This is a genomic window from Vibrio sp. TRT 29B02, from assembly GCF_050113655.1.
GTDB lineage: Bacteria > Pseudomonadota > Gammaproteobacteria > Enterobacterales > Vibrionaceae > Vibrio.
In genome coordinates this window covers 115,398-137,894 of sequence record NZ_JBNJOJ010000005.1, presented here as the reverse complement: position 1 = coordinate 137,894, position 22,497 = coordinate 115,398, and the positions used below count along the sequence as shown (strand labels likewise).

23 protein-coding genes and 1 pseudogene are annotated in these 22,497 nt (G+C 45.0%); 14 read left to right on the top strand and 10 right to left on the bottom strand.

Annotation, left to right across the window (positions count from 1 at the left end; genetic code table 11):
• Positions 1 to 19: 19 nt before the first annotated feature.
• Complete coding sequence (locus ACQEXT_RS04985; RefSeq protein ID WP_138970560.1) at positions 20 to 1,297, top strand: NAD(P)/FAD-dependent oxidoreductase; 1,278 nt, start codon at positions 20 to 22, stop codon at positions 1,295 to 1,297.
• Positions 1,298 to 1,358: 61 nt separating this feature from the next.
• On the opposite strand, the gene ACQEXT_RS04980 is transcribed toward ACQEXT_RS04985, so the two are convergent.
• The 3 genes from ACQEXT_RS04980 to hutX form a co-directional block, all read right to left on the bottom strand.
• On the bottom strand, positions 1,359 to 1,880 hold the full coding sequence (locus ACQEXT_RS04980; RefSeq protein WP_426950891.1) for an ATP:cob(I)alamin adenosyltransferase: 522 nt from the start codon (positions 1,878 to 1,880) through the stop codon (positions 1,359 to 1,361).
• A gap of 70 nt (positions 1,881 to 1,950) precedes the next feature.
• Positions 1,951 to 2,481, bottom strand: coding sequence for a heme utilization protein HutZ (gene hutZ, locus ACQEXT_RS04975; protein WP_426950889.1), 531 nt, complete (start codon positions 2,479 to 2,481; stop codon positions 1,951 to 1,953).
• A gap of 37 nt (positions 2,482 to 2,518) precedes the next feature.
• The gene (hutX, locus tag ACQEXT_RS04970) at positions 2,519 to 3,022 is read right to left on the bottom strand and encodes a heme utilization cystosolic carrier protein HutX (protein ID WP_426950888.1); all 504 of its coding nucleotides are present in this window, start codon (positions 3,020 to 3,022) and stop codon (positions 2,519 to 2,521) included.
• Positions 3,023 to 3,166: 144 nt separating this feature from the next.
• Between hutX and ACQEXT_RS04965 the strand changes: the two genes are divergently transcribed.
• The 7 genes from ACQEXT_RS04965 to ACQEXT_RS04935 all read left to right on the top strand — a co-directional run bounded on the left by ACQEXT_RS04965 (position 3,167) and on the right by ACQEXT_RS04935 (position 8,504).
• Positions 3,167 to 3,901, top strand: a complete 735-nt coding sequence (locus tag ACQEXT_RS04965) for an energy transducer TonB (protein WP_426950886.1) — start codon at positions 3,167 to 3,169, stop codon at positions 3,899 to 3,901.
• A complete protein-coding gene (locus tag ACQEXT_RS04960; protein ID WP_426950884.1) occupies positions 3,901 to 4,596 on the top strand; it encodes a MotA/TolQ/ExbB proton channel family protein in 696 nt (231 codons plus the stop codon). The genes ACQEXT_RS04965 and ACQEXT_RS04960 overlap by 1 nt, the downstream gene beginning before the upstream one ends.
• Positions 4,596 to 5,009 carry a biopolymer transporter ExbD gene (locus ACQEXT_RS04955; RefSeq protein WP_331417407.1) on the top strand — a complete coding sequence of 138 codons (414 nt, stop codon included), beginning with the start codon at positions 4,596 to 4,598 and terminating at the stop codon, positions 5,007 to 5,009. The genes ACQEXT_RS04960 and ACQEXT_RS04955 overlap by 1 nt, the downstream gene beginning before the upstream one ends.
• An 11-nt stretch (positions 5,010 to 5,020) precedes the next feature.
• Positions 5,021 to 5,866: a heme/hemin ABC transporter substrate-binding protein gene (locus ACQEXT_RS04950; RefSeq protein WP_426950882.1), complete on the top strand. Its 846-nt coding sequence runs from the start codon at positions 5,021 to 5,023 to the stop codon at positions 5,864 to 5,866.
• Positions 5,867 to 5,879: 13 nt separating this feature from the next.
• Complete coding sequence (locus ACQEXT_RS04945; RefSeq protein WP_426950880.1) at positions 5,880 to 6,917, top strand: FecCD family ABC transporter permease; 1,038 nt, start codon at positions 5,880 to 5,882, stop codon at positions 6,915 to 6,917.
• Positions 6,917 to 7,696, top strand: a complete 780-nt coding sequence (locus ACQEXT_RS04940; protein ID WP_138970600.1) for a heme ABC transporter ATP-binding protein — start codon at positions 6,917 to 6,919, stop codon at positions 7,694 to 7,696. The genes ACQEXT_RS04945 and ACQEXT_RS04940 overlap by 1 nt, the downstream gene beginning before the upstream one ends.
• Positions 7,697 to 7,760: 64 nt before the next feature.
• On the top strand, positions 7,761 to 8,504 hold the full coding sequence (locus ACQEXT_RS04935) for a substrate-binding periplasmic protein (protein WP_331417404.1): 744 nt from the start codon (positions 7,761 to 7,763) through the stop codon (positions 8,502 to 8,504).
• A gap of 84 nt (positions 8,505 to 8,588) precedes the next feature.
• Here ACQEXT_RS04935 and ppsR read toward each other — a convergent pair whose 3' ends face one another.
• Positions 8,589 to 9,422 carry a posphoenolpyruvate synthetase regulatory kinase/phosphorylase PpsR gene (gene ppsR / locus ACQEXT_RS04930; RefSeq protein ID WP_331417403.1) on the bottom strand — a complete coding sequence of 278 codons (834 nt, stop codon included), beginning with the start codon at positions 9,420 to 9,422 and terminating at the stop codon, positions 8,589 to 8,591.
• A 156-nt stretch (positions 9,423 to 9,578) separates the two neighbouring features.
• Here ppsR and ppsA point away from each other — a divergent pair, with 156 nt between their 5' ends.
• The gene (gene ppsA, locus ACQEXT_RS04925) at positions 9,579 to 11,966 is read left to right on the top strand and encodes a phosphoenolpyruvate synthase (RefSeq protein WP_426950877.1); all 2,388 of its coding nucleotides are present in this window, start codon (positions 9,579 to 9,581) and stop codon (positions 11,964 to 11,966) included.
• Positions 11,967 to 12,022: 56 nt separating this feature from the next.
• On the opposite strand, the gene ompW is transcribed toward ppsA, so the two are convergent.
• The 4 genes from ompW to ACQEXT_RS04905 all read right to left on the bottom strand — a co-directional run bounded on the left by ompW (position 12,023) and on the right by ACQEXT_RS04905 (position 15,350).
• Complete coding sequence (gene ompW, locus ACQEXT_RS04920; RefSeq protein WP_138970570.1) at positions 12,023 to 12,670, bottom strand: outer membrane protein OmpW; 648 nt, start codon at positions 12,668 to 12,670, stop codon at positions 12,023 to 12,025.
• A gap of 223 nt (positions 12,671 to 12,893) precedes the next feature.
• Positions 12,894 to 14,144, bottom strand: coding sequence for a peptidoglycan DD-metalloendopeptidase family protein (locus ACQEXT_RS04915; protein ID WP_426950929.1), 1,251 nt, complete (start codon positions 14,142 to 14,144; stop codon positions 12,894 to 12,896).
• 205 nt (positions 14,145 to 14,349) lie between these two features.
• Positions 14,350 to 14,649: an isoamylase early set domain-containing protein gene (locus ACQEXT_RS04910; protein ID WP_138970571.1), complete on the bottom strand. Its 300-nt coding sequence runs from the start codon at positions 14,647 to 14,649 to the stop codon at positions 14,350 to 14,352.
• Between the two features lie 89 nt (positions 14,650 to 14,738).
• Complete coding sequence (locus tag ACQEXT_RS04905; RefSeq protein WP_138970572.1) at positions 14,739 to 15,350, bottom strand: hypothetical protein; 612 nt, start codon at positions 15,348 to 15,350, stop codon at positions 14,739 to 14,741.
• 71 nt (positions 15,351 to 15,421) lie between these two features.
• Here ACQEXT_RS04905 and ACQEXT_RS04900 point away from each other — a divergent pair.
• From ACQEXT_RS04900 to ACQEXT_RS04880, 5 genes and pseudogenes are all read left to right on the top strand, one after another.
• A pseudogene (locus ACQEXT_RS04900) lies at positions 15,422 to 15,532 on the top strand (GFA family protein); the annotation flags it as partial.
• 107 nt (positions 15,533 to 15,639) lie between these two features.
• On the top strand, positions 15,640 to 16,311 hold the full coding sequence (locus ACQEXT_RS04895) for a YoaK family protein (RefSeq protein ID WP_138970573.1): 672 nt from the start codon (positions 15,640 to 15,642) through the stop codon (positions 16,309 to 16,311).
• A gap of 233 nt (positions 16,312 to 16,544) precedes the next feature.
• Positions 16,545 to 17,915 (top strand): YjiH family protein, encoded by a 1,371-nt coding sequence (locus ACQEXT_RS04890; protein WP_426950874.1) that lies wholly within the window; start codon positions 16,545 to 16,547, stop codon positions 17,913 to 17,915.
• 171 nt (positions 17,916 to 18,086) lie between these two features.
• The gene (locus ACQEXT_RS04885; protein WP_331427217.1) at positions 18,087 to 18,572 is read left to right on the top strand and encodes a hypothetical protein; all 486 of its coding nucleotides are present in this window, start codon (positions 18,087 to 18,089) and stop codon (positions 18,570 to 18,572) included.
• A complete protein-coding gene (locus ACQEXT_RS04880) occupies positions 18,556 to 19,659 on the top strand; it encodes a GGDEF domain-containing protein (protein WP_426950872.1) in 1,104 nt (367 codons plus the stop codon). The genes ACQEXT_RS04885 and ACQEXT_RS04880 overlap by 17 nt, the downstream gene beginning before the upstream one ends.
• On the opposite strand, the gene ACQEXT_RS04875 is transcribed toward ACQEXT_RS04880, so the two are convergent.
• Positions 19,656 to 21,086, bottom strand: a complete 1,431-nt coding sequence (locus tag ACQEXT_RS04875; protein WP_426950870.1) for a sigma 54-interacting transcriptional regulator — start codon at positions 21,084 to 21,086, stop codon at positions 19,656 to 19,658. The genes ACQEXT_RS04880 and ACQEXT_RS04875 overlap by 4 nt on opposite strands.
• Complete coding sequence (locus ACQEXT_RS04870; protein WP_426950868.1) at positions 21,037 to 22,425, bottom strand: transporter; 1,389 nt, start codon at positions 22,423 to 22,425, stop codon at positions 21,037 to 21,039. Before ACQEXT_RS04870 ends, ACQEXT_RS04875 begins: the two co-directional genes overlap by 50 nt.
• Between the last annotated feature and the right edge of the window lie 72 nt (positions 22,426 to 22,497).

The window sequence follows — 22,497 nt, the reverse complement described above, 5'->3', positions numbered from 1 at the left end:
TAGTTTTAAGGACAAAGCTATGAAAGCAAAGCACACCGACTCTTACTACGCAGCGTCAGCAAATCAACACTTTGATTTTCCAACGTTAAAAGGCGCACACAAGGCGGATGTTTGTGTGGTGGGTTCAGGTATTACTGGTGCAACAGCGGCACTTGAACTTGCCAATCGTGGTTTTAAAGTCATTGTGCTTGAGGGCAAACGCGTCGGTTGGGGTGCATCAGGTCGTAGTGGCGGTCAAGCGATTTTCGGTTGGGCTTCAGAGCAAAGTACTCTCGAAAAACTGGTCGGTAAATCAGACGCACGTAAACTATGGGATATGTCCGTTGACGCTTTGGCACTCACCAAAGGCAACATAAAAAAATACAACATTGAGTGTGATTGGCGTGATGGTATGGTCCATCTAGGCGTCAAATCACGTCACGATCGCGAGCTCAAAGCGTGGCACGATGATCTCACCGAGAATTATGGCTACCAATCACTGCAACTTTGGGATCAAAAACAGACACGCGAACACATCGCAAGCGATCGTTATACTTCGGGTTTATTTGACTCTAACAGCGGTCACCTCCACCCATTAAATTATACGCTTGGTTTGGTTAAAGCCGCACAAGATGCGGGGGTTGAATTTTACGAACAGAGTGAATGTAAGAAGATTGAGCATGGCGATCCTGCCAAACTGTTTACGGCACAAGGCAGCGTTGAAGCCAACCACGTTGTTTTAGCCTGTAATGCTTATATGGATGGGTTGGAGAGCAAGTTAGAAAATCGTGTCATGCCCGTTGGCACCTATATTTGCGCGACAGAACCGCTCGGTGAAACGGTCACCAATGATCTGATGAAAAATCATATTTCAGCGTGTGATATTAACTTTGTACTCGATTACTTCCGCTGTTCAGGAGATCACCGCATGTTATTTGGTGGCAGAGTCAGTTATTCAGGCGTTGCACCTTTTAACCTTAGAAAAGCAATGCAGTCGAGAATGATTGATATCTATCCGCAGCTGAAAGACGCCAAGATTGACTTTGCTTGGGGAGGTAATGTCGCCATTACCCTCAACCGAGCACCGCATTTTGGTCGCTTAAAGCCAAATGTCTACTTTGCGCAAGGTTTTTCAGGTCACGGCATCGCAGCCACTGGTATGGCGGGAACCCTAATGGCAGAGTGCATCGCCACTACAGCCGAACGTTTTGCCATATTTGACCGAATTCCTCACCACCCATTCCCAGGTGGTCGCTTGTTCCGCACCCCTGCTCTCGTTCTGGCGATGTCCTATTTCAGAATCCGAGATATGCTATAGCCGCTCTGATCGTTCGTATCGCCTCGGTGTCACGCCCTCTACATTAGGGGGCATTACTCAGCTAGTAACTGTGACTGACAAACTCCACTTCATTTACCTGATGGACACGGTTTGTGTATGAGGCTAGCGCATACATGATATTGGCGAGTAGGTTGGCGTAGCGGAACAAGATCGGATCCGGCGACTTTCTGCCTGAGTGTTCAATTGCCACCAACGCGCGAACCACTTTCTTAGCTTGAGTACGACACAGATGTAGCTCCGCTGAGATTCGGTGTCCACCGGGTAATACAAACCCTTTGAAGCCACCATCAAGTTTTTCTCTTAACTGGTTGTAGTCACGATAGAGTTCATGCAGGGTTGACTCATCAATCGCCATCTTCCCGCGAACGGAACCATTGAGGTGATATACATTCGGTTGAAGCCGCAGCAATATATCACGGCTAACGTCATCCAACTCATACGTCAGCACTAAACCAATCCTGCTACACAACTCGTCACTGGCGATCTCAAAGTCACACACTGGGCTATCTTCATAGATGAATGGGTAGCAGATTTCTCCGTGATCTTTGCTGACGGGGCGCATCGTAATTCCTCTCCTAAAGCAGAAAGGAGCCACTATGGCTCCTTAATTGGAATCTAAGCTATCTGAATCACTACTGGTTGGAAACCTTTTTATGACCTTCTTCTAAATGAACAAAATCAACAAGATCATCACCCGACACCTGATAAGCCTGACCGAAGCCTTTGACAAACAGACCTTGCTCCGCTTTTAGGTTGAACAAAACAAAATCCTGTAATTGGCTAAGGCCATCAATAATCTCACCAAATCTCTCTTTCATTTGTGCAATCACAAGATTCCATTGCTTGCTATCGCGTTCAACCACTGACGCTATCGCATCAAACGTTAAGCGTTTTCGAGCAAACAGCTGTTTCGAGTCACCCTCGTCTTCAATCATCATAATCGACACACTTGGATTGACCTGCAAATTACGTGCGTGGCGAGCGATTTCAGAGATTAAGACAAAGTAACCATCCTGATTCTGCACATAAGGAGCGTAACTCACATTCGGACGCCCATTTTCATCGACGGTGGCGAGTTGCAATGTACGTCGCGCTTGACGAAACTCTTTAATTTCCGGTTCTAGACGACCTTGCAAACGCTCTTGTTTCACTTGTTGGTCCATTTGAGGCTCCTTAATCTGTTCTCTTTTTCTGTATTTGTTATTGGCTCAACTCGTGCTGCCAGCGTTTGAATGTCTCGACTTGAGAAGCAAACAGTTGATGTTTGTCATCACGTCCCAAATAGACTTTAAAGATATTATTACCTTGTGAGCAAAAAAATCCAAAATAATGACTTTCTCGTCCTCTAAAAGGCTTACTTACCAAAGCAATATCCTTAATATTTTCTAGCTTGAGATGACCATGTAATTCACCTTCTTTCCCCATGAGATTGTAGTAACCTCTGGTCTCTTTCCCTCTAGGAAAGGGGGCTTTGACTTCAAAAATTGAGCCAAATGAATGAACGATAGTCGTCACAGGGCCAAAACCAACCAATTGCTCCAAAACCCATTGCGCTTGTTCCCCAGAGACAAGAGTCACCATGCCATCAGGCAAAGAAGCAACAATTTGAAATTCTGATACGTTGAGTTTTTCCGCCAAATCCGCAGGCAGCAAAGCCGGCTCTTGCTCCAATAGCTGAACCACTTGTTGTTTTAATGAGGGCATACTCTTTCCATACTGTTGCTTATTCCACTGATGGTTGGGATCATAAATTGTCAAAAATGAGAATGCAATTGATAATTGATCTTATTTACATTGTGAGTAATAATCTCGCCGTAACTGAGTAGCGAGATTGGATAAGGAGATAAAGTGAACATTAAACGATACGTTGTTGCCGCAGGTCTATCTGTTGCTGTGCATGCTGCGTTAGTTGTTGTTACACAAGAACCCAAAGCCATGGCTATGCCTGCGGGCAGTCCCTCCAATTCAGTCTCTCTCAATCTAAAAATGACGGCTCCACCAAGCTCGGTTCAACCTGTTGTTGAACAAAAAGCTCAAATCAAAACGCAACCTAAGTTAGTCGAATCAAGCGCAGTTAAACAAGAAAAACACTTCGCCAAGCCAAAGCCAAAGCCAAAGCCAGTGGATACCGTCAAAACTCCAGTTTCAAAGCAACAAGCTGCACAAAAAAAGCCTGAGCACACAGCAGAGAATCGACGCGTGGCAAAGCAAGACAAAAAGCCTCTCGCTGAGCCACAACCAGAGCAGGCGTCCGATGATGCCCTACCGCAGGACGTTAACAACGGCGTAAATGCGCAGCCCGTAATGGTCACCAAGGCGTCATTTTTGACTAAACCTACTGCACCTAAATATCCGCGATTGGCGAAAAAGCGCCGCTTAGAAGGCGTGGTTTTGTATGAGGTCTGGCTTGATAAAAACGGCAATCAGGTTAAGCAAGTCCTAATCTCCTCTTCAGGAGCGACGATACTTGATCAGTCCGCTTTAGACGCCATCAAAACGTGGCAGTTCACCCCACAATCTGTTGACGGTCAGCAAATTGCACACCGCATTCAAATCCCTGTTCGTTTTAAGTTGGACCAATAATGGAACAAATAAATCAGTTGCAACAACAGCTCGGCCTGATGACTTGGCCGCTAATTCTTTGCTCTGGGCTCACCCTAATGATCATCGCCGAGCGTATTTTCCATGTCATCCTCAGTTTAGGGGCTGGCAAACACGCTATTCGCGCTGAACTAGAGCAAATCACACCAACAGACTCTCAACAGATAGAAGCACTATCAAAGGCACTGGTTGTGCGTAGACCTCTCCTTTACACGGGCGTCGCTATGCTACTCGCACACCACTCGTTTGATAAAACACTGCGTGAAGATGCGGCAGGTATGTGGCTACAAGAGAAGCGTCACCAACTTCAATTTGGTCTGCGTTTGCTCTCTCTAATCGGTGTGATTAGCCCTCTGATTGGGCTACTTGGTACCGTACTAGGTTTGATAGAGATGTTTAAAGGCGTTGCCGCCTCTACAGGTAACATTACGCCCAATGATCTTGCTGACGGTCTTGGCATCGCAATGCGGACAACCGCCGCAGGGTTGATCATTGCTCTGCCTGCCATCGCCGGAGCTCAATTGCTTGGGCTATGGGCAGATCGTGTTATCGCGAAGCTTGAGCACACCTTGAACTACGTAAATCTATGGCTTGAAGGGCTACGCCTCGGAGAGACTTCATCCAGCAAGGGCAGCGCGAGTGAAAAAGTCGCTAAACTAGAAATTCAGGCCAACTAATGATTAAAGTCTCACAGCAAGCAAACCACAACGGATTGGTACCAGACTTAACGCCCTTACTCGATATTATTTTTATCGTCATGGTGTTTTTGATGCTCACAGCAGCCGTCAAACTGGACTCCCTCGAAGTCGACCTACCTAGCGTCGATTCCCCTGCGGTTTCAGTGGTGGAAAATACCTCTCTGACCATCAATATTCTTGAACAAGCGCCCCATTGGGCCATTGATGGTAAACAGTATATCGACTGGAATAACTTCACTCTCGCCTTGCTCGAAGAGCACCGTACCAACAAACAGCCGATAGTGGTTGGTGCTGAAAAAACCGCCGATGTTCAACATTTGGTCAAATTGCTCGCTTTCTTGCAGCAAAACGGTATTCAAGCAACTCAACTACTCACGCAAGATTCTAAATAGCCGAGTCAACTATGTATAAAAATGCCTTCATTCAGCGCTTCGCCACACTTTCCCTGCTTCTCATTGCCGCTCACTCTTTCGCCGATGAAAAAGTCATCAGTGCAGGCAGTGCTGTCACCGAACTGGTTGTGGCGCTGGGACAACAAGATAAGCTCGTTGCGGTTGATGTCACGAGTGAACGTCCAACCAATTTATCGTTAGCCAATATAGGTTATCACCGACAACTATCCGCAGAAGGTCTGCTTGCACTCGGTGCAACTCGTTTAATCGGTTCTGACGAGATGGGACCAGACACGACATTAAACCAACTTCGTGCAGCAGGGGTGACGGTGGATATTGTTAACACAAAACCAACCGCAGAGGGTCTGCTGCAGCGCGTAGACCAAATTGCTTCTTTACTCGATGCTCAGCAACAAGCCTCAAACTTGAAGCAAAGTATCACTAAACAGATCCATACTTTGCAAGCCAACAAAAACAATCAAGTTTCAGCGAAAAAAGTCCTGTTCTTGCTCATTCATGAAGGGCGCCCCGCCAATGTCGCTGGCCGAGATACCACGCCAAATGCAATCATAGAGTTAGCGGGAGCTCGCAATCCTGCAGCGGAGAGTGTGACGTCATACAAACCTCTTTCAACGGAAGCCCTTGTAGAGATGCAACCAGATGTGATTCTAGTCAGTGGACGTAGCTACAAACAGCTAGGGGGGGTGGACGCCATTCTCGCCAGTATGCCTATGCTGGCAGCAACACCCGCTGGACAAAATGGACAAATAATTCAAATTGATGGTCGTGCTTTGGTTGGGGGACTTGGGTTGAAGAGTCTTTCAGAAGCCGAGCGGCTAAGTACAATATTGAGATAAGAGCACTACAACCATGTTTCTTCGTCGACTGGGTAATACGACAATTTGGGCACTGGGTGGGCTTACACTGCTTGTGACTGCCATCAGTTCAGTGACCGTGGGGCCAATGCATATTGGCTTTTGGCAAAGTGTTCAAAGCCTGATGTTCCAATCGCAAGATCTCGCTCCTCACATCAATCTCGTCATTCATGAAATCCGTTTTCCACGCACACTTCTGTGTATGTTAGTGGGAGCGATTCTGGCACTGTGTGGCAGCGTCATGCAGGGGCTATTTCGCAATCCACTTGCCGAACCCGGAATCATTGGTGTTTCGGCAGGGGCCTCCCTCGGCGCCGCGACTGCGATAGTCCTGTTCTCAAGCGTCAGTCACAATCACCCTCAATTTATGAACTTAGCCGCCGTCCCACTGTTCGCTTTTCTGGGTGGAGCACTAACAACGGTGTTGGTCTACAGGTTAGGCACAACCAAGATGGGAACCTCTGTCACCATCATGCTACTAGCAGGAGTGGCTATCAGTGCGCTTTCAGGAGCTGGAATTGGTTACATGAGCTTTGTCGCTGACGATCAGATGCTACGTGATCTCTCCTTGTGGTCGATGGGGTCTATGGCGGGGGCAAACTGGTCTAGCATTCTGCTGTGCGCGACCACGCTGACTTTACTGATGGCGGTGTTCACTTATAAAGCGATGGCACTCAATGCTCTACTGCTTGGTGAGGCAGAGGCCGCACACCTTGGGATTCCTGTACAAAAACTAAAGCGCCAGCTGATCCTGCTTAGCGCGATCGGTGTTGGTGTGACTGTCAGTGTATCTGGCATGATCGGCTTTATTGGTTTGGTGATTCCTCACTTGGGTAGGATGATCTCAGGGCCTGATCATCGAACCTTATTGCCGCTTTCTGCATTAATGGGCGCACTGCTACTCACTCTAGCCGATATGTTTTCTCGAGTGGCCGTTGCCCCCGCTGAACTGCCTGTCGGCATTGTGACTGCCCTTATCGGCGCTCCTTTCTTTATCTATCTTCTCTTCAAGCAAAAAGGGGCAATCCTATGATCAATGACATCGTGTTGTCTGCCCAACAAGTTTCTATGTCGTATGGTCAACGTAAAGTGCTCGATAATATCAGTATCGATATCCGAGCCGGAGAAGTTACCACGCTTTTGGGACCCAATGGGGCGGGTAAAAGCAGTTTACTCAAATTGCTGTGTGGAGAGATCCCATCACGATGCAATATAAGCTATTTTGGACGGAGTAAAGAGCAGTGGCAGCCAGGTGATTTGGCACAGCACTTAGGTATGCTACCTCAACACAGTACACTCAGTTTTCCATTTTTGGTTCACGAGGTTGTTGAGCTTGGTGGGATCCCGCTGAATCTACCAAATAAGCAAGTAAAACTGTTGGCGCAAAAATATATGGAGATGACCGATGTTGGTCATCTAAGCGAACGTCTCTACCCTTCTTTATCGGGTGGCGAAAAGCAACGTGTCCACTTAGCTCGAGTATTGGTTCAACTCGCACATTCAGAGCGCGAAAAAATCCTGATGCTTGATGAGCCGACCTCGGCATTGGATTTGGCCCACCAGCACAACACGTTAAAAATTGCCCGCAGACTGGCAGATGAACATTGTGCCGTAGTAGTGGTTTTGCATGATTTAAACTTAGCTGCACAATATTCAGATCGTCTGGTTGTTTTGCATCAGGGAAAAATTGCATGTGATGAAGCACCTTGGCATGCACTAGATGTCGATTTGATTAAGCAAGTCTATGGCTACGACGCTCTTATCACGTCACACCCAACACTAGACTTTCCATTGATTTTTCCTGCATCCTAATCTGGTTCGATAGGTTAGAAAACCTTAGCTATACTCAGGTTATTGCGCTTGAGGAAATTGTATAATGCTTCGGTTTACTGACATCATTATCGCCTGTGTCATCACGTTTGTGAGCTTCGCTAGTTACGCTCATAACACTGAATTGACCCATGTAAGAGTCTGTGGTGATGCAATTGACTGGTCCCCTTATACTTACGTTGTAAATGATGCCGCTTACGGTTCCGATGTTGTCATTCTCGATAGGGTATTAGTTCAAAATGGCGTTAGCTATGACATCACAATGACCTCTTGGTCTCGATGCTTGAGGGGGACCAAAAGTGGAGAATTTGACTTAGCGCTTAGTGCCTCATTCAGCGATACCCGAACAAAGGACTTTCTCTACACAGAGTGGTACTACAGCATAACCCCATACTATATCTACTCTTCCACTCGATTTCCGCAGGGTCTAGAGATAACCAGTGTGCAAGACCTATCCGCTTACAAAGTATGTGGTAACCATGGCTACAATTACGCTGACTTTGAACTTAATAATATTGTCCGTGAAGGAAACTCGGTTAAGGACGTCCTCACCAAACTAAGACAAGGTGAATGTGAAGTTTATTTAAACTGGCTGGAAATCATTGATGGTTTAAAATCGGTGTGGGGGATCGAATACATTACTGATGACTTAGTAGCTAAGGCGATACCCAACATGCCCCCACACAAGTTCTATATGCTGATTTCGAAACAATTTCCCGCACAAACCAAACTCAAACAGGTGCTTGATAACTATTTAATCAGTTTACAAGGCAACCAGACTGCACCATAGCCGAGCACCAATGACAAAACGATGAGAATATCAAAAGCACGGTCATCGGCATGGTCCATAGTCCTCGGCCATCATTTTTGACAATTACAGAAGGCGACGACGTAGTCCTGAACGCTCTAGAACACGGGTCGAGATCTCTTCTACCGATAAAGAAGAGGTATTGATATAAGGAATCGCTTCGCGACGAAATAGCGCCTCAACGGTTTGCAGTTCATGTAAACACTGTTCGTTACTCGCATAGTCACTTCCTGCTAGACGGTTTTCTCGAATCTCTGTCAATCGTTCAGGATTGATGGTCAAACCAAACAACTTATGACGATGAATTGCAAACTCAGGCAGTAATCTTAAGCGTTTCAAATCATCATCAATAAATGGATAGTTAACGACTCGCAGGCCAAACTGCATCGCCATATAAAGGCTGGTTGGCGTTTTACCACTGCGCGATACGCCAAGTAAGATGATATCCGCCTCTTCAAGCCCTTTCAGGGTAATCCCATCATCATGAGCCAAGGTGTATTCAATAGCGGCTATGCGGTCAAAGTATTTGTCCGAATCCTTACTGACGCTGCGAGAACGTTGTAATTTGGGTTTTGGCTTCATCTGAGTATCGTCTTGAACTCGCTGGACAATACTCTCCAACACATCGTAACCGTAAGAGTTAGAGGCCAATAATTTGTTGCGCAATTCAGGTATCACCATGGAAAAAAACACCAAGGGTTTAACGCCTTTTTTTTGGTAAGACGCTTCAATCTCTTTGAGCAATTCCGTCAACTTATCTTCACTTTCGACAAACGGAAACGTTTTCTCGTTCACTTGGAAAGGAAATTGTCCCAGAACAACGTGCCCTAACGTTTCACATGTTATCGCGGTTCCATCAGAAACATAGAATACATCACGACTTTGAATATCAATTTGCATTTTATTTTAAACTTTCAAATTCTTTTGAGTAGGATAGTCGCCATAATATCGATAATAAAGCCCGGCTTGCTGTTACGCCCCCCACAGCTTTAGAAATTCATAGCGAATTTTTTTCAGCCTTGACGTAATCGTTTGCCTACTCCCTACAAAGCTGCAATGTTTCTGGAGAAAGACATGCAAAACAACACCCTCTGGTTCGATGGCCTATCGATGGAAGATGTCGACAAAGTCGGCGGTAAAAATGCTTCGCTTGGTGAAATGGTTTCTAACCTCGCTAATGCTGGCGTTTCTGTACCCAATGGATTTGCGACCACTTCCTACGCGTTTAACCAGTTCTTAGATTACGAAGGACTGGATGACCGCATACATCAACTGCTTGATGAACTGGACGTTGATGATGTAGAAGCTCTGCGTAAGACAGGCGCTACCATCCGTCAATGGGTTTTAGAAGCCCCCTTCCCTGCTGATCTAGAGCAGGATATACGTGATAACTACCATGAACTCATTGCTGGCAATGAAGAACTTTCTGTTGCGGTTCGTTCTTCGGCAACAGCAGAAGATCTACCTGACGCTTCATTTGCGGGTCAGCAGGAAACCTTCCTCAACGTTAAAGGCATTGAGGCGGTTTTAGAAGCAACTAAACATGTTTACGCGTCATTATTTAATGATCGTGCAATCTCTTACCGCGTTCACCAAGGTTTTGACCATCGAGGCATCTCGCTATCGGCGGGTATCCAGCGCATGGTTCGTTCAGACAAAGCCTCTTCGGGTGTAATGTTTACTCTCGATACGGAATCAGGTTTCGACCAAGTGGTTTTCATCACCTCTTCATGGGGTCTGGGCGAAATGGTCGTACAGGGCGCAGTTAACCCAGATGAGTTTTACGTTCACAAGCCGATGCTGGAAGCGGGTCAACAAGCCATTGTGAAAAAGACGTTTGGCTCAAAGCTGATCAAAATGATCTACTCGACTAACCAAGAAATTGGAAAACAAGTTGAGATCATCGATACCAGCGAACAGGAGCAAAACCAGTTTTCTCTGAGTGATGAAGAGATCAAAGAACTGGCCAAGCAAGCGATGATCATTGAAAAGCACTACCAACGTCCAATGGATATCGAGTGGGCTAAAGATGGCATCGACGGCAAGCTATACATTGTTCAGGCGCGTCCAGAGACGGTTTGTTCTCAGAGCGAGCAAAATGTGATTGAGCGTTACGAGTTAAACGATAAAGCGCAGGTTCTGATTGAAGGTCGTGCCATCGGTCAGCGTATCGGTTCTGGTCCAGTACGTCTGGTCGATTCATTAGACCAAATGTCACTGGTACAAGAAGGCGATGTATTAGTCACAGACATGACCGACCCTGACTGGGAACCAGTGATGAAGAAAGCCTCTGCAATCGTGACTAACCGTGGCGGCCGTACTTGTCACGCAGCAATCATTGCCCGTGAGCTTGGTATTCCGGCTATTGTTGGCTGTGGTAACGCAACGAGTGCTCTCACTGATGGTTCTACCGTCACCGTATCTTGTGCAGAAGGTGAAACAGGTTATGTCTACCAAGGTGAGCTAGCGTTCGAAATCAAGCGCTCTTCTGTGGATGAATTGCCAATGCTGCCGACCAAAGTGATGATGAACGTTGGTAACCCAGATCGTGCGTTCGATTTTGCGCAGATTCCTAACGAAGGTGTCGGTCTGGCTCGTCTGGAATTCATCATCAACAAGATGATCGGAATTCACCCGAAAGCACTGCTCAACTTTGATGCGCAGAGCGACGAATTGAAAACCGAGATCACCCAACGAATTCGTGGCTACAAAGATCCTATCGACTTCTATGTAAGCAAACTGACTGAAGGAATCGCGACAATCGCAGCGGCTTTCTGGCCTCAACGTGTTATCGTTCGTATGTCTGACTTCAAGTCGAACGAATACAGCAACCTAGTTGGTGGACAAAGTTACGAACCTCATGAGGAGAACCCTATGTTAGGTTTCCGTGGCGCTTCACGCTATATCTCTCCAGTCTTTGAAGACTGCTTCGAGTTAGAGACACAAGCGATTAAGCGTGTTCGTAACGAAATGGGGCTGAAGAACGTAGAAATCATGATCCCATTCGTACGCACGCCGAGCGAAGCGGCTTCGGTAATCGACTTGCTGGCTAAATTCGACTTACGCCGTGGCGATCAGGGTCTGAAAGTGATCATGATGTGCGAACTGCCATCCAACGCGATTTTGGCAGACGAATTCTTGAAGTACTTCGATGGTTTCTCTATCGGTTCCAACGACATGACTCAGCTTACACTTGGTCTTGACCGTGATTCAGGCGATGTTGCTCACCTATTTGATGAACGTAACCCGGCGGTAAAAGCGATGCTTAAAATGGCGATTGACGCGGCCACGAAAGCGGGTAAATACGTCGGCATTTGTGGGCAAGGACCATCAGATCACGAAGACTTAGCTGAATGGTTAATGGAACAAGGCATCAGCTCAGTATCCCTCAACCCAGATACGGTTATCGATACTTGGCTACAGCTTGGAAAAGCCAATAAGTAATCGTTCGTAAATGTTAAAAGGCTTCCCGTGGGAAGCCTTTTTATATTCGGGTACAACTAGAACTTGTAACCGCCGCCAATCATAAATACCCATGGGTCGATGGTTACGTCAGTAGAGTACTCTTGACCACCCGCTGTGTATTTTGCTGTCGTATCGATATCGGCATACCAAACTGATGCGTTTAAGAACCAGTCATCGTTAAGCATGTAGTCAACACCTACGTTCGCAGCCAGACCCCAAGAATCATCCAGTGACAGGTTGCTTAATCCATTCGTTGTTGCGGTGCTATTTAGCTCTTCATCGAAGAAGACAGTGTAGTTGATACCGGCACCTACATACGGGCGGATAGCGCTTCCTGCTTCACCGAAGTAGTATTGCAGCATAAAGGTTGGTGGTAGATGTTTGGTCTCTGCTACTTCTCCAAGGTTAAGTAGGTTAGTAGAGATACTGTGTGAAAACGGCGTTGCCGCTAGCACTTCAAAACTGATGTTATCAGTAATCATGTAGCCAAGAGTCAAACCAAGCTGTACGTTTGAGTCAACTGAAAAAGAGCTTCCAGGAGTATCCAGCACATTGCCACTGCTGTCGTTTGGCACTACTGCCGCTAATCCACCACGGACCACAAACTCACCTTCTTTGTGAGCAAACGCGTTAGCAGAAGCGAGAGTGGCCAGAACGGCAAGGCTTAAAAGTGTTTTTTTCATTATTGTTTCCTTTTGTAGGGTGTTGTTTTATTGAATTATTTGCGCTGGAAAGTAGCACATAAAAACCCTACAAAATTGAGGGAAATCAATTTGTGAAAGTTATTGAGTATTGATTTATCTTTTTTATTTCAGCGATCACTAAAATTTGCAACATTAGTGACATTTATGTAATGCAACTTTTATGTTCATCACGCATAAAAAAAGCTCCCGAAGGAGCTTTTGGTTAACTGGTTGTCTCTGTCTGAGGCTGACTGGCGAGTTCTATCTCTCTTTGTTTAAGCATCGCATCCCACTCATCTCGTCTGGCTTTAAAACTCGCCATCTGATTTTTCGGCACTGAATTCGCCATGGGGATGTTTGCTTTCATCGCATTTACTGGTCGGCCACGATCAATCAATTCGTAGTGAATATGTGGACCCGTCACTCGACCTGTCGCCCCTGATAAGCCAATTCGTTGCCCACGAGACACCTTCTGACCTTTACGTACGAGAATTTTACTCAAGTGTAGGTAACGAGTTTTGTAACGACTGCCGTGCTGAATAACAACATAATTACCCGCATAAGGGTGTTTACGCGTCATCACCACCACACCATCTCCCGTCGACACGATCGGTGTACCAATAGGTACGGCCCAGTCGGTACCATTGTGAGGAGAGACTCGCCCTGTCACTGGGTGCTTACGATTAGGGTTAAATTGAGAACTTAATCGGTAACGCCCAGTAATTGGTTCGCGTTGGAAAGCTCTCTGTAGGCTATCACCATTGAAATCATAATACTGACCATCACTATGCAGATAAGCCGAAAGCACACGCCCGCGGTTGTAGATTCTGATAGCCTGGATTTCGCGATTTCCCGTCAGTTGCTCATCGACGAATTGGCGTGATTGGACAACTTCAAACTTATCTCCTGCACGTAAATCACGCGCGAAGTTTACTTTGTCTTTAAGTAGATTCACGACCTGTTCAATCTCACTCTTACCCAAGCCAAGGGCATTGACTGACTGAGAAAAACTGCCGTTGATTTCACCTACTAATGCAAAAGACTTCCACTCACCTGGAATTTTTACATCCGTGAACTCGTATTCACCATCATCAACTCGTGTATAAACTGCACGCTCCACCAAGCTGAACTCTAGCTCCATTTTTGCCAGATGCTTACTCTCCTCGTCTCGCCAGAAACGTAAGGTGTTTCCTGGTTTGAGCGTATCCAGAGCAAGATAGTTGAGGTCGGTTTCCATGATTTTCATCAGTTCGCTGTAACCAAAGCCTAACTGATTAAATATGCTACTCAAGTTATCACCAGCTTGAATAACATACTCGTAATCCGGCACATCACGTGCAATATCCGTATCGATCAGCAAGCGATCAACCAAAGTTGACTCAGGTAGGGAGAGATCAATGGTGCGTTGGTATCGACCATGTTGCGAAGTACTTGCTACCGCAATTGCCGCGAGGATCGGCAAACTCAATACCATCAGCTTTTTCGGCCTCGATAGCTCTTGGAAGCGAGACTTCAAACTTCTAGTTTGCACAATTTGACCTATAAATCGAAATAAACAAAGCCCTAAGAGTACAAATTTGTCTCAGGCTTGTCACCTGTCAATTGTCAGGTTTACAACAAAAGGCGCGCTATGCGCCTTGTTGTTTTTTTGTACAAAACTTATTTTTTCCTGTCAGAACTTACTGATAAGTAGAAATTAGCCCGTTATCTTCACCGAAACCATTTGGACGATAAAGATCGGCAGCAGGATCGTTCACCCACCGTTCTTCATCGATCAAATACCGAAACTCGAATTCTTGGTCTTTAGGTAGACGAGTTTTGAATTTATATGACTTAGATTTGGCCACTTTTTTCATGGCGAGCGGCTGCCAATCAAGAAAATCGGCGACAATCGCCACACTATGCCCAACCTCATCCGCTGCAAACTCAAAAGTTACTTCAACTTCATCCTTGGTTTTAAAGAAACGCTTATTGATCATATATCACTCCATTAACACAATTAAAATCCATCTCATAACGGGTTAGGCAGTTCAATGTCTTTGATAGCACGCTTAACAAATTGATTGGTTTAGCGCAGTTCTAAGCTATCTTGCTCAGTTAACTTGAACAGTATAGTGGTTATTTGTGACGGTTCCTCAGCCATAGACTGATTCGCTTCACGTTCCAATAGCTTAATAGTAATCAATCTATCAACAGCGGAAATTTCAGCCACTTTAATTCGATCACCTAACAATGCTCCGCCGTTGATGATCATGCGTTGTCTAAACTCGTCATACTTTGAAACTGCAAGATAATAGAACACCCCTGACCCCTGATTGCTAACCGCAAGAATCACAGCATAGGTGGTGTCATTTAACTTAACGATTTGTTCTGTGTTTATCGCAACGCGACCTCGGACTGCGCCATCCTCATAACTACCTGCCGCGATTGGTCGATGTTCTAGATCTTCTATGAAGGTAAACGCATTGCTGTCAGGCACTTTGACTGTCCATGGATTGGTTGTCTTAATGCCAAAAACTTGCGCCATAATGGCATTATTTTGCGGCCCTTGATTGGGAAATTTGGCTAGAATTTCTTCATCTGTAAGGCTGAAACGATAGATGCCTGCAACCGTGACTATAATTAGCAATACAACAGGAATCAAAAGGATGAGGGGAATCGGTAATAAGCGTTTTTTCATCGGGTTATCAATTTTATTGGAATCATAGAATAATCAAACAGCATGTTAGCAGGCTACCGCAAGGAGATAAAATGGAACAACAGCATAAAATTAGAATAGCTGACTGTAGCTGTGGTCAAGATAATTTGGTTTGTCGTGGAGAACCTGAGCGTAGTTCAGTTTGTCATTGTTTTGAATGCCAGATGGAACGCTATCTTTAGTTATCTTTGATCAACTTTTGACTTCGATTTTTCCTATCGACAAACGCGAACTCGCTCTATAATTGCACCTTAGATCTAAGGAGCAACTTTTGATTTCCAAACTTCCACGCTGGGTAGAATATGGAGCGTTTCTACTCGCCTTACTCGCAGGCATTGTAAACGCAATAGGATTGCTAGGTTTTCAACATCAGGCTGTATCGCATATTTCTGGTACCGTCACCCTGCTTGGCACCTCAATCGAAGCCTTTGATCAGCAAACAGGCCACCTTTTACTTATCTTACTAAGCTTTCTGATTGGCGCGGTGCTAAGTGGTATTTTTATTGAGAGTACGGCACTCAAACTTGGGCGACGCTATGGCGTGGCACTCTGCTTTGAAAGCTTGCTGCTTTTTGGCGCTTACATTCTGTTGCAAGAAAACATCACCGCAGGGCAATACTTAGCTTCCGCTGCTTGTGGTTTACAAAACGCGATGATCACAACGTTTAGCGGAGCAGTGGTACGCACGACGCACATGACTGGCATCATCACTGACCTTGGTATCATGATTGGCGCGAAGCTTCGGGGTGAATCATTCGATTATCGCAAAGCGAAACTCTTCATGTTTATCTTCTGTGGATTTTTATCCGGTGGCATCATCGGTGCCAAGCTGTTCGCATATTATGCAATCGGTGCCCTTGCTGCTCCAATCATACTGGCTCTATGCCTTGCAATAGCTTACTGGGTCTTCATTTCAAGCCATCCAACTCGAGCTCAACCCTAACTGATACTTGAAACATTAGAGTAAACAATTTAACATCCACGACACATATAACCATCGACGGTAAAATTGTTGACATTTTTAGTTGAATATTTAGCGATTTTTATTGAATAGTATTGCAAGAACTATGGAAAGCCATTAACCTTGCTCAGATTTGATAATATATGGATGTTTAGTGAATAACTATGCCAACAAGGTTGGTTTAGGTATTACACTAGTTGTAACTCGAGAAACTTATGCAAGACAGCGCACAAACGATGAAGCAAGTGAATAGTAAAGGCAATTTTTGGATGTTTTTTATTCCATCCCTACTTGGCCTTTTTGTTTTTATGGCACCGATTAGCTATCAGGGTGATATTACCATCCCTGTGGCTGTATTAGCTAAATCCATCCAAGCCGTATTTGGCGATTACCTAGTTGCTATGGTCACAACGATCATCGCATTTATGGCTGCAGCCTCAGCTTTATGTCGAATTAAGACACCCGCTTTTATTGCCAAGAGTAATTTCTTAAACAGCTTGTTTAACCCAAGCCCATTGTGGCTGGCGGTACGCTTGATTGGCGGTGCAGCTGTTGTAATGACGTTTTTCCAAATTGGTCCTAAAGCAATTTGGGAAGAGAACACTGGCGGCTTAGTACTTGAAGGTTTGCTTCCTACTCTATTTTCAGTGTTCATTTTCGCAGGCTTACTCCTTCCTCTACTTCTTAATTTTGGCTTGTTAGAGCTATTCGGTACTCTTCTTAGCAAAGTTATGCGTCCTGTGTTCAACCTACCGGGTCGCAGTGCTATCGACTGTATGGCTTCATGGCTAGGCGATGGTTCAGTAGGTATTCTTCTGACCAGCAAGCAGTACGAAAACAAATTCTACACCCAACGCGAAGCGGCAGTTGTAGGTACAACTTTTTCTGCGGTTTCCATTACCTTTAGCCTTGTTGTTATTGCGCAAGTGGAGTTGGAACATCTGTTCTTGCCTTTCTATGGCGCTATCTGTTTGGCTGGTATCATCGCAGCGGTGATCATCCCTCGCCTTCCACCACTTAGCTACAAAAAAGATGCCTTCATCGATGGCTCTAAGCCAAGTGAAGATGCAGATGCAATCCCAGAAGGTCACACAAGTTTTTCTTGGGGTATGGAACTGGCACTGAACAAAGCGAGCCAAGTTAAGTCAGTTAAAAGTGTATTCCAAGAAGGCGTCCACAATGCTATCGATATGGTATTTGGCGTACTGCCTGTTGTTATGGGCTTGGGCACTATCGCACTAATTATCGCTGAATACACTTCGGTATTTAGCTTCTTAGGCCAACCTTTTATCCCATTCCTTGAGCTACTCGGTATTCCTGAAGCAGCCGCGGCATCCGAAACCATGGTTGTAGGCTTTGCTGACATGTTTATCCCTGCAATCCTAGCAGCATCAATAGACAACGAGATGACTCGATTTGTTATCGCAGCGATGTCTGTTACTCAGTTAATTTACATGTCTGAAGTGGGTGCTCTGCTGTTAGGTAGCCGTATCCCTGTGAATATCTTTGAGCTGTTCGCAATCTTCATTTTGCGCACTCTTATCACATTACCTGTTATTGCAGCGGTTGCTCACCTGATTTTCTAATCCGCACCGTTTCTGTCGTAATGAACAAAGCCCCTTTTAGGGGCTTTGTTGTTCATCATATCCAACAGCACCCTCGTCATCTCTCACTGTTTGCCTAAAAGCTTTCTAATCCATCAGTTCTCATAATATAATTAATGATATTTATCTAAATAAATAATCCAAGGAGAGCTTATGAGGTGGTATTGGGCTGCTTTGTTGTCCTCGATTTTGAGTTTCCAAACATTGGGCTCTCAGTTGGTCATTCGTGCAGCAGATCAACAACCTATTGTTCTTACCCATGAACAAGTCACATCTCTCTTTCCACCAACGAGCTTTACCACCAGCCTCCCTTGGTTCGAAGATAAGAAAGACATTACTGGATTCAAGGTTTCTGATCTCCTAACACACCTTGGAATTAACGACGCTTTTTCTGTCTCTTTCCTTGCACTCAATGACTACGCGGCTAGCTCACAAATCAAAGATATCAAAAAGTATCAGCCTATTGTGGCGTATCAGATAGACAATCAACCCATTAAAGTTAGAAATAAAGGTCCTTATTGGCTGGTCTTTAATTTAGACCAATACCCAGAAATTGATAATGCTGTTTTCCACGCTCAAATGGTGTGGCAAATAGACGAGATACTCATACATAGAAACCAAGATGTGGCAGCGCAATAATTACAACCAATCATCCGCTATTCTCAAAAGGGCCAAGTATTTACTGCTCTTGCTCAGTCTTGTGGTCATCATCGCGAATCTCTACTTTCTTAGTGCGACTCGACAACACGCTCAGTCCTACAGCGAACAGCAAAATCAAGCTACATGGTTTTTATTCCAACTGAGTAAGGAGTTTTCGGAGCTCAATTCCATTCTTCCTTTTGCGGCAACGGATGAGGATTATCATCAACGAGCCCTGCTTAAGTACGAGCTCACTTGGAGTCGTTTTGATCTCCTTCTGACCAGTAGAGAAGCGGATACCTACATTGCGTTACCGGGAGCAAGAGTTTTCTTTTTGACACTATTTAGCCAATTCAAAGCACTCGAATCCCGTTTGGAACTTCTTAATCATCCTGATTACGTAGAGAAGGTCAGTGACGAGTTCAACACTCTTTACATGTCTATGATTCAGTATGTAAACACCAATTTTCGCATCAAGAGTCCGCTCTATCGCGATCAGATGAAGCAAGCACAGAATCTTAACGATATCCAGTTTGCCTCCTTGATGTTGCTTGTGTTGTGCGTCTGTCTAGCAATGTACATCTTCCATAAAGAGTCGGAGTACCATAAGCAACTCTCTCTCACAGATTCGCTAACAGGTATTGCTAATCGTTTGGCGATGTTTAGTGAATTAAAACGGAGAACAGATTCTGATACACCATTCAGTATTTTGCTACTTGACCTAAATAAATTTAAGCAAATCAACGATTATCATGGACACTATGCTGGGGATCAGGTAATTAAAGCAGTCACTAGGCGCTTAAGTCGTCTCGGGCTAGAATGCTACCGAATTGGTGGTGATGAATTTGCCGTCATATCAAATCAAACTGATCTGGCTGTAATAAATAAGACAATCGATACAATCCATCAAAACGTATTCAAACCAATTAAAATCAAAGATGGCACGCAATTCGAATTAACCACTAGCATCGGTATCGCTCGATATCCAGAAGATTCACTTAATGTCGCTGAGTTGTTAACCCATGCAGACCTAAGCATGTATTCCGACAAACGATCACACGAAATACATGCCGTCAGCAATCACTAATTGAGGCCTCTCGCCCTAACCAATGCTGATCTTAGGTCGTACTTTTCTATAATCCGGTAGGCGGTCGCTCTTGATATTCCTAAATATTTCGAGGCTTCTAGGACATTACCTTCATAAAGGAGTAAGGCATCACGTAAGCTTTCACCTTTATGACCGTTGTTAGGTGTAGAAAACTCCACATTGGCGGATATATCAAGATCTTGTGCTGAAATCACTCCAATGTCGTTCATCAGCACGGCACGCTTAACAATATTGATTAGTTCCCTTACATTTCCCGGCCAATGGTACCCAAGCAATCTTTGCCTTGCTCCCTCATCAAAATGAGAGACGTTACAATTATATTCAGCACTAAACTTTTTCATAAAAAATTCAGCCAAGACTAATATGTCCTGATCTCGCTCTCTTAACGCTGGTACATTAACCCGAAGCACATTCAATCTAAAGTAGAGATCTTGTCGGAAACGGCCTTCCCTAATCGCTTGTTCCAAATCAACGTGAGTTGCCGCAACCACCCGCACATTTACCCTGACCGGCTCATGACCTCCTAGTACGTCGATCGTTCCTTCTTGAAGAAACCGCAGCAAATTGGCTTGCTGAGTTAGGGGCAAGTCACCAATTTCATCCAAAAATAGTGTGCCATTATGTGCTAGCGCAATTTTACCCGTCCGGCTTGTGCTGGCTCCTGTGAAAGCCCCCTTTTCATGACCAAATAACTCAGAATGAACTAACTGTTCATTCAAAGCACCACAGTTCACCGCTACAAATGCCTCATTCGCTCGTGAGGATGCATCATGAATAGCTCTAGCAACTAATTCTTTACCTGTACCACTTTCACCACAAATTAGCGTGTTAACGTCCGTTGGCGCAACTTTGCCTATTTGTCGTTTCAGACGATGTACAACAGGAGAATCACCAATCAACGCTGTCGTCTTAACTTCAACAACATTTACTTTCGATTTTGTCAGTGAGTTGCTCTTCAAATCGAGCATTCCTAATTGATGACCTAGAGTTTTTACTACCATTTCTCTAGGCAAAGGACTGGTGTAATAATCAACACAATAGTATGAAATATAGTTGAGATCTTCACAGGTCATCAGCTCTCTTTGAGATTTGTCCAAGTAAGCAATAGTGCGAACTCCCAAGCCGATTCCATGGAGTACTTCTAATTGTTTACATTGGTATCGACCACATGAAAAGTCGAATACAACCACAAGTCTGTGTACATTCTTTAATATCTTTTTCGCAGTATCAACCGATGCTACAATTCGATAACTCCATCCCTGAGCAGACAAAATTCCTGACCATAGTTGATGATCACGCGAAATAACTAATATCGATACCGCTTGTTCTTCTCGCATAATAATACCTTCATCACCTTTAGAATCGGTAAGGGAAGCGAATGCTGATTGCGTAATCAGCAGCATCATCACTTAAACCAGAACTTACTTGTGTCACCATACTCAAGTTCTTGGTCAAAGCCATGGTTGAACCAATACCCAAAGTGGCACTATTGCCATCGCTGCCGATAACTTCTACCCAATCTCCTCCATCAAGTCTTTGTTTAGAGGTATTGCTCATAGATTGACTAAAGTTAATTGCGAGGCTCATCCGTTCGCTTATAGCAAAAGCCACGCCCAGACCATAATCCCAGCTATCACCAAGCTTAACGCTGCCAGACTGATTACCTGCTGCACTGCTGATGTCGTCAAACTGTTCTTCTAACTGGTGAGTATAATTAAGGTTTAAGAATACGATGGCAGGGTCGTAGGTTTTAACAATCGAGATCCCGGTACCTAACCCCCACACTCCATTACCCGTTGGCAGGTCATCGGGAACGTTAAGGTTGCCAGACTGGGATGATGAGGTCGCGATACCATATGGATCTTTACCGGTTGGTGCGGTCACCCGAAAGTTCCATACTAAATCAGGCGAGTCTGTGGTCTCTTTTAGAACACGGTAGTATATACCTGCACTGATATCCCCAATGCCCGAACTCGATACCTTGCCTGATTCTAAACCGTCGCTAGAGTTATTCTGACCCACAGTTTCATAATCTGACCAGCGGTAAACCGTCGGAACACTGAGTTCAGCCTGCCAGCGATCATCGATAGTGTAACGTCCAGAAAAGTCTAAGTTGAAGGTGTTAGAACGAACTCTATCTAAGTTGATGTCGCCAAGAAAAATCGAATCCAGCGCCAGAAAGCCACTTAATGCAAGATCCTTTCGATCAAAATAGCTGTAACGAAAAGCGGTTTCCAGAGTGAACTTACGTGTAAAGACATTACCCGCTTCTTGGTATACATCTTCTGCACTGCGGCTTTTCTGGCTCGACTCTTGAGGCTTAGTGGCATTAGTCGGCTTAGCTTTCGGAGTTTGAGTGTTGGCAGTCTGAGTCTCTGGGCGGGCTACCTGGGAAGAGCCAGCTGTTGCATCGATAGCAACTTTCTCAGGACGTGATAGGACGTTTTGTTGCTTATCACCATTAAGTTGAGATTTCATTTCCGCAGAAACGCGCTGGTTCTTTTTGACTAGGCTATCAATATTTCCCTGATGATTGATAAGCACTTGTTGATGGTTATTAACTGCCTGAATAACCTGCTGCATCACTTGCTGCTGTTGCTGCAACTGAGCTTTTAATGCTTCATTCGCCGCTTTTTGTTCAGCCAGTTGCTGAGATAAAGCGTCCACTTGATCATTGGCATGCAGATGCATGACAGGGCTGCTAGTTGCGATCAGGCAACTTATCGTAAGCGAGCTCCTTTTCATATTCACCTCCCGGATATGAACTCGCTTGATGTTAAGTTAATTTATGATTATTTACTGTTTCAAAAGTGAGAT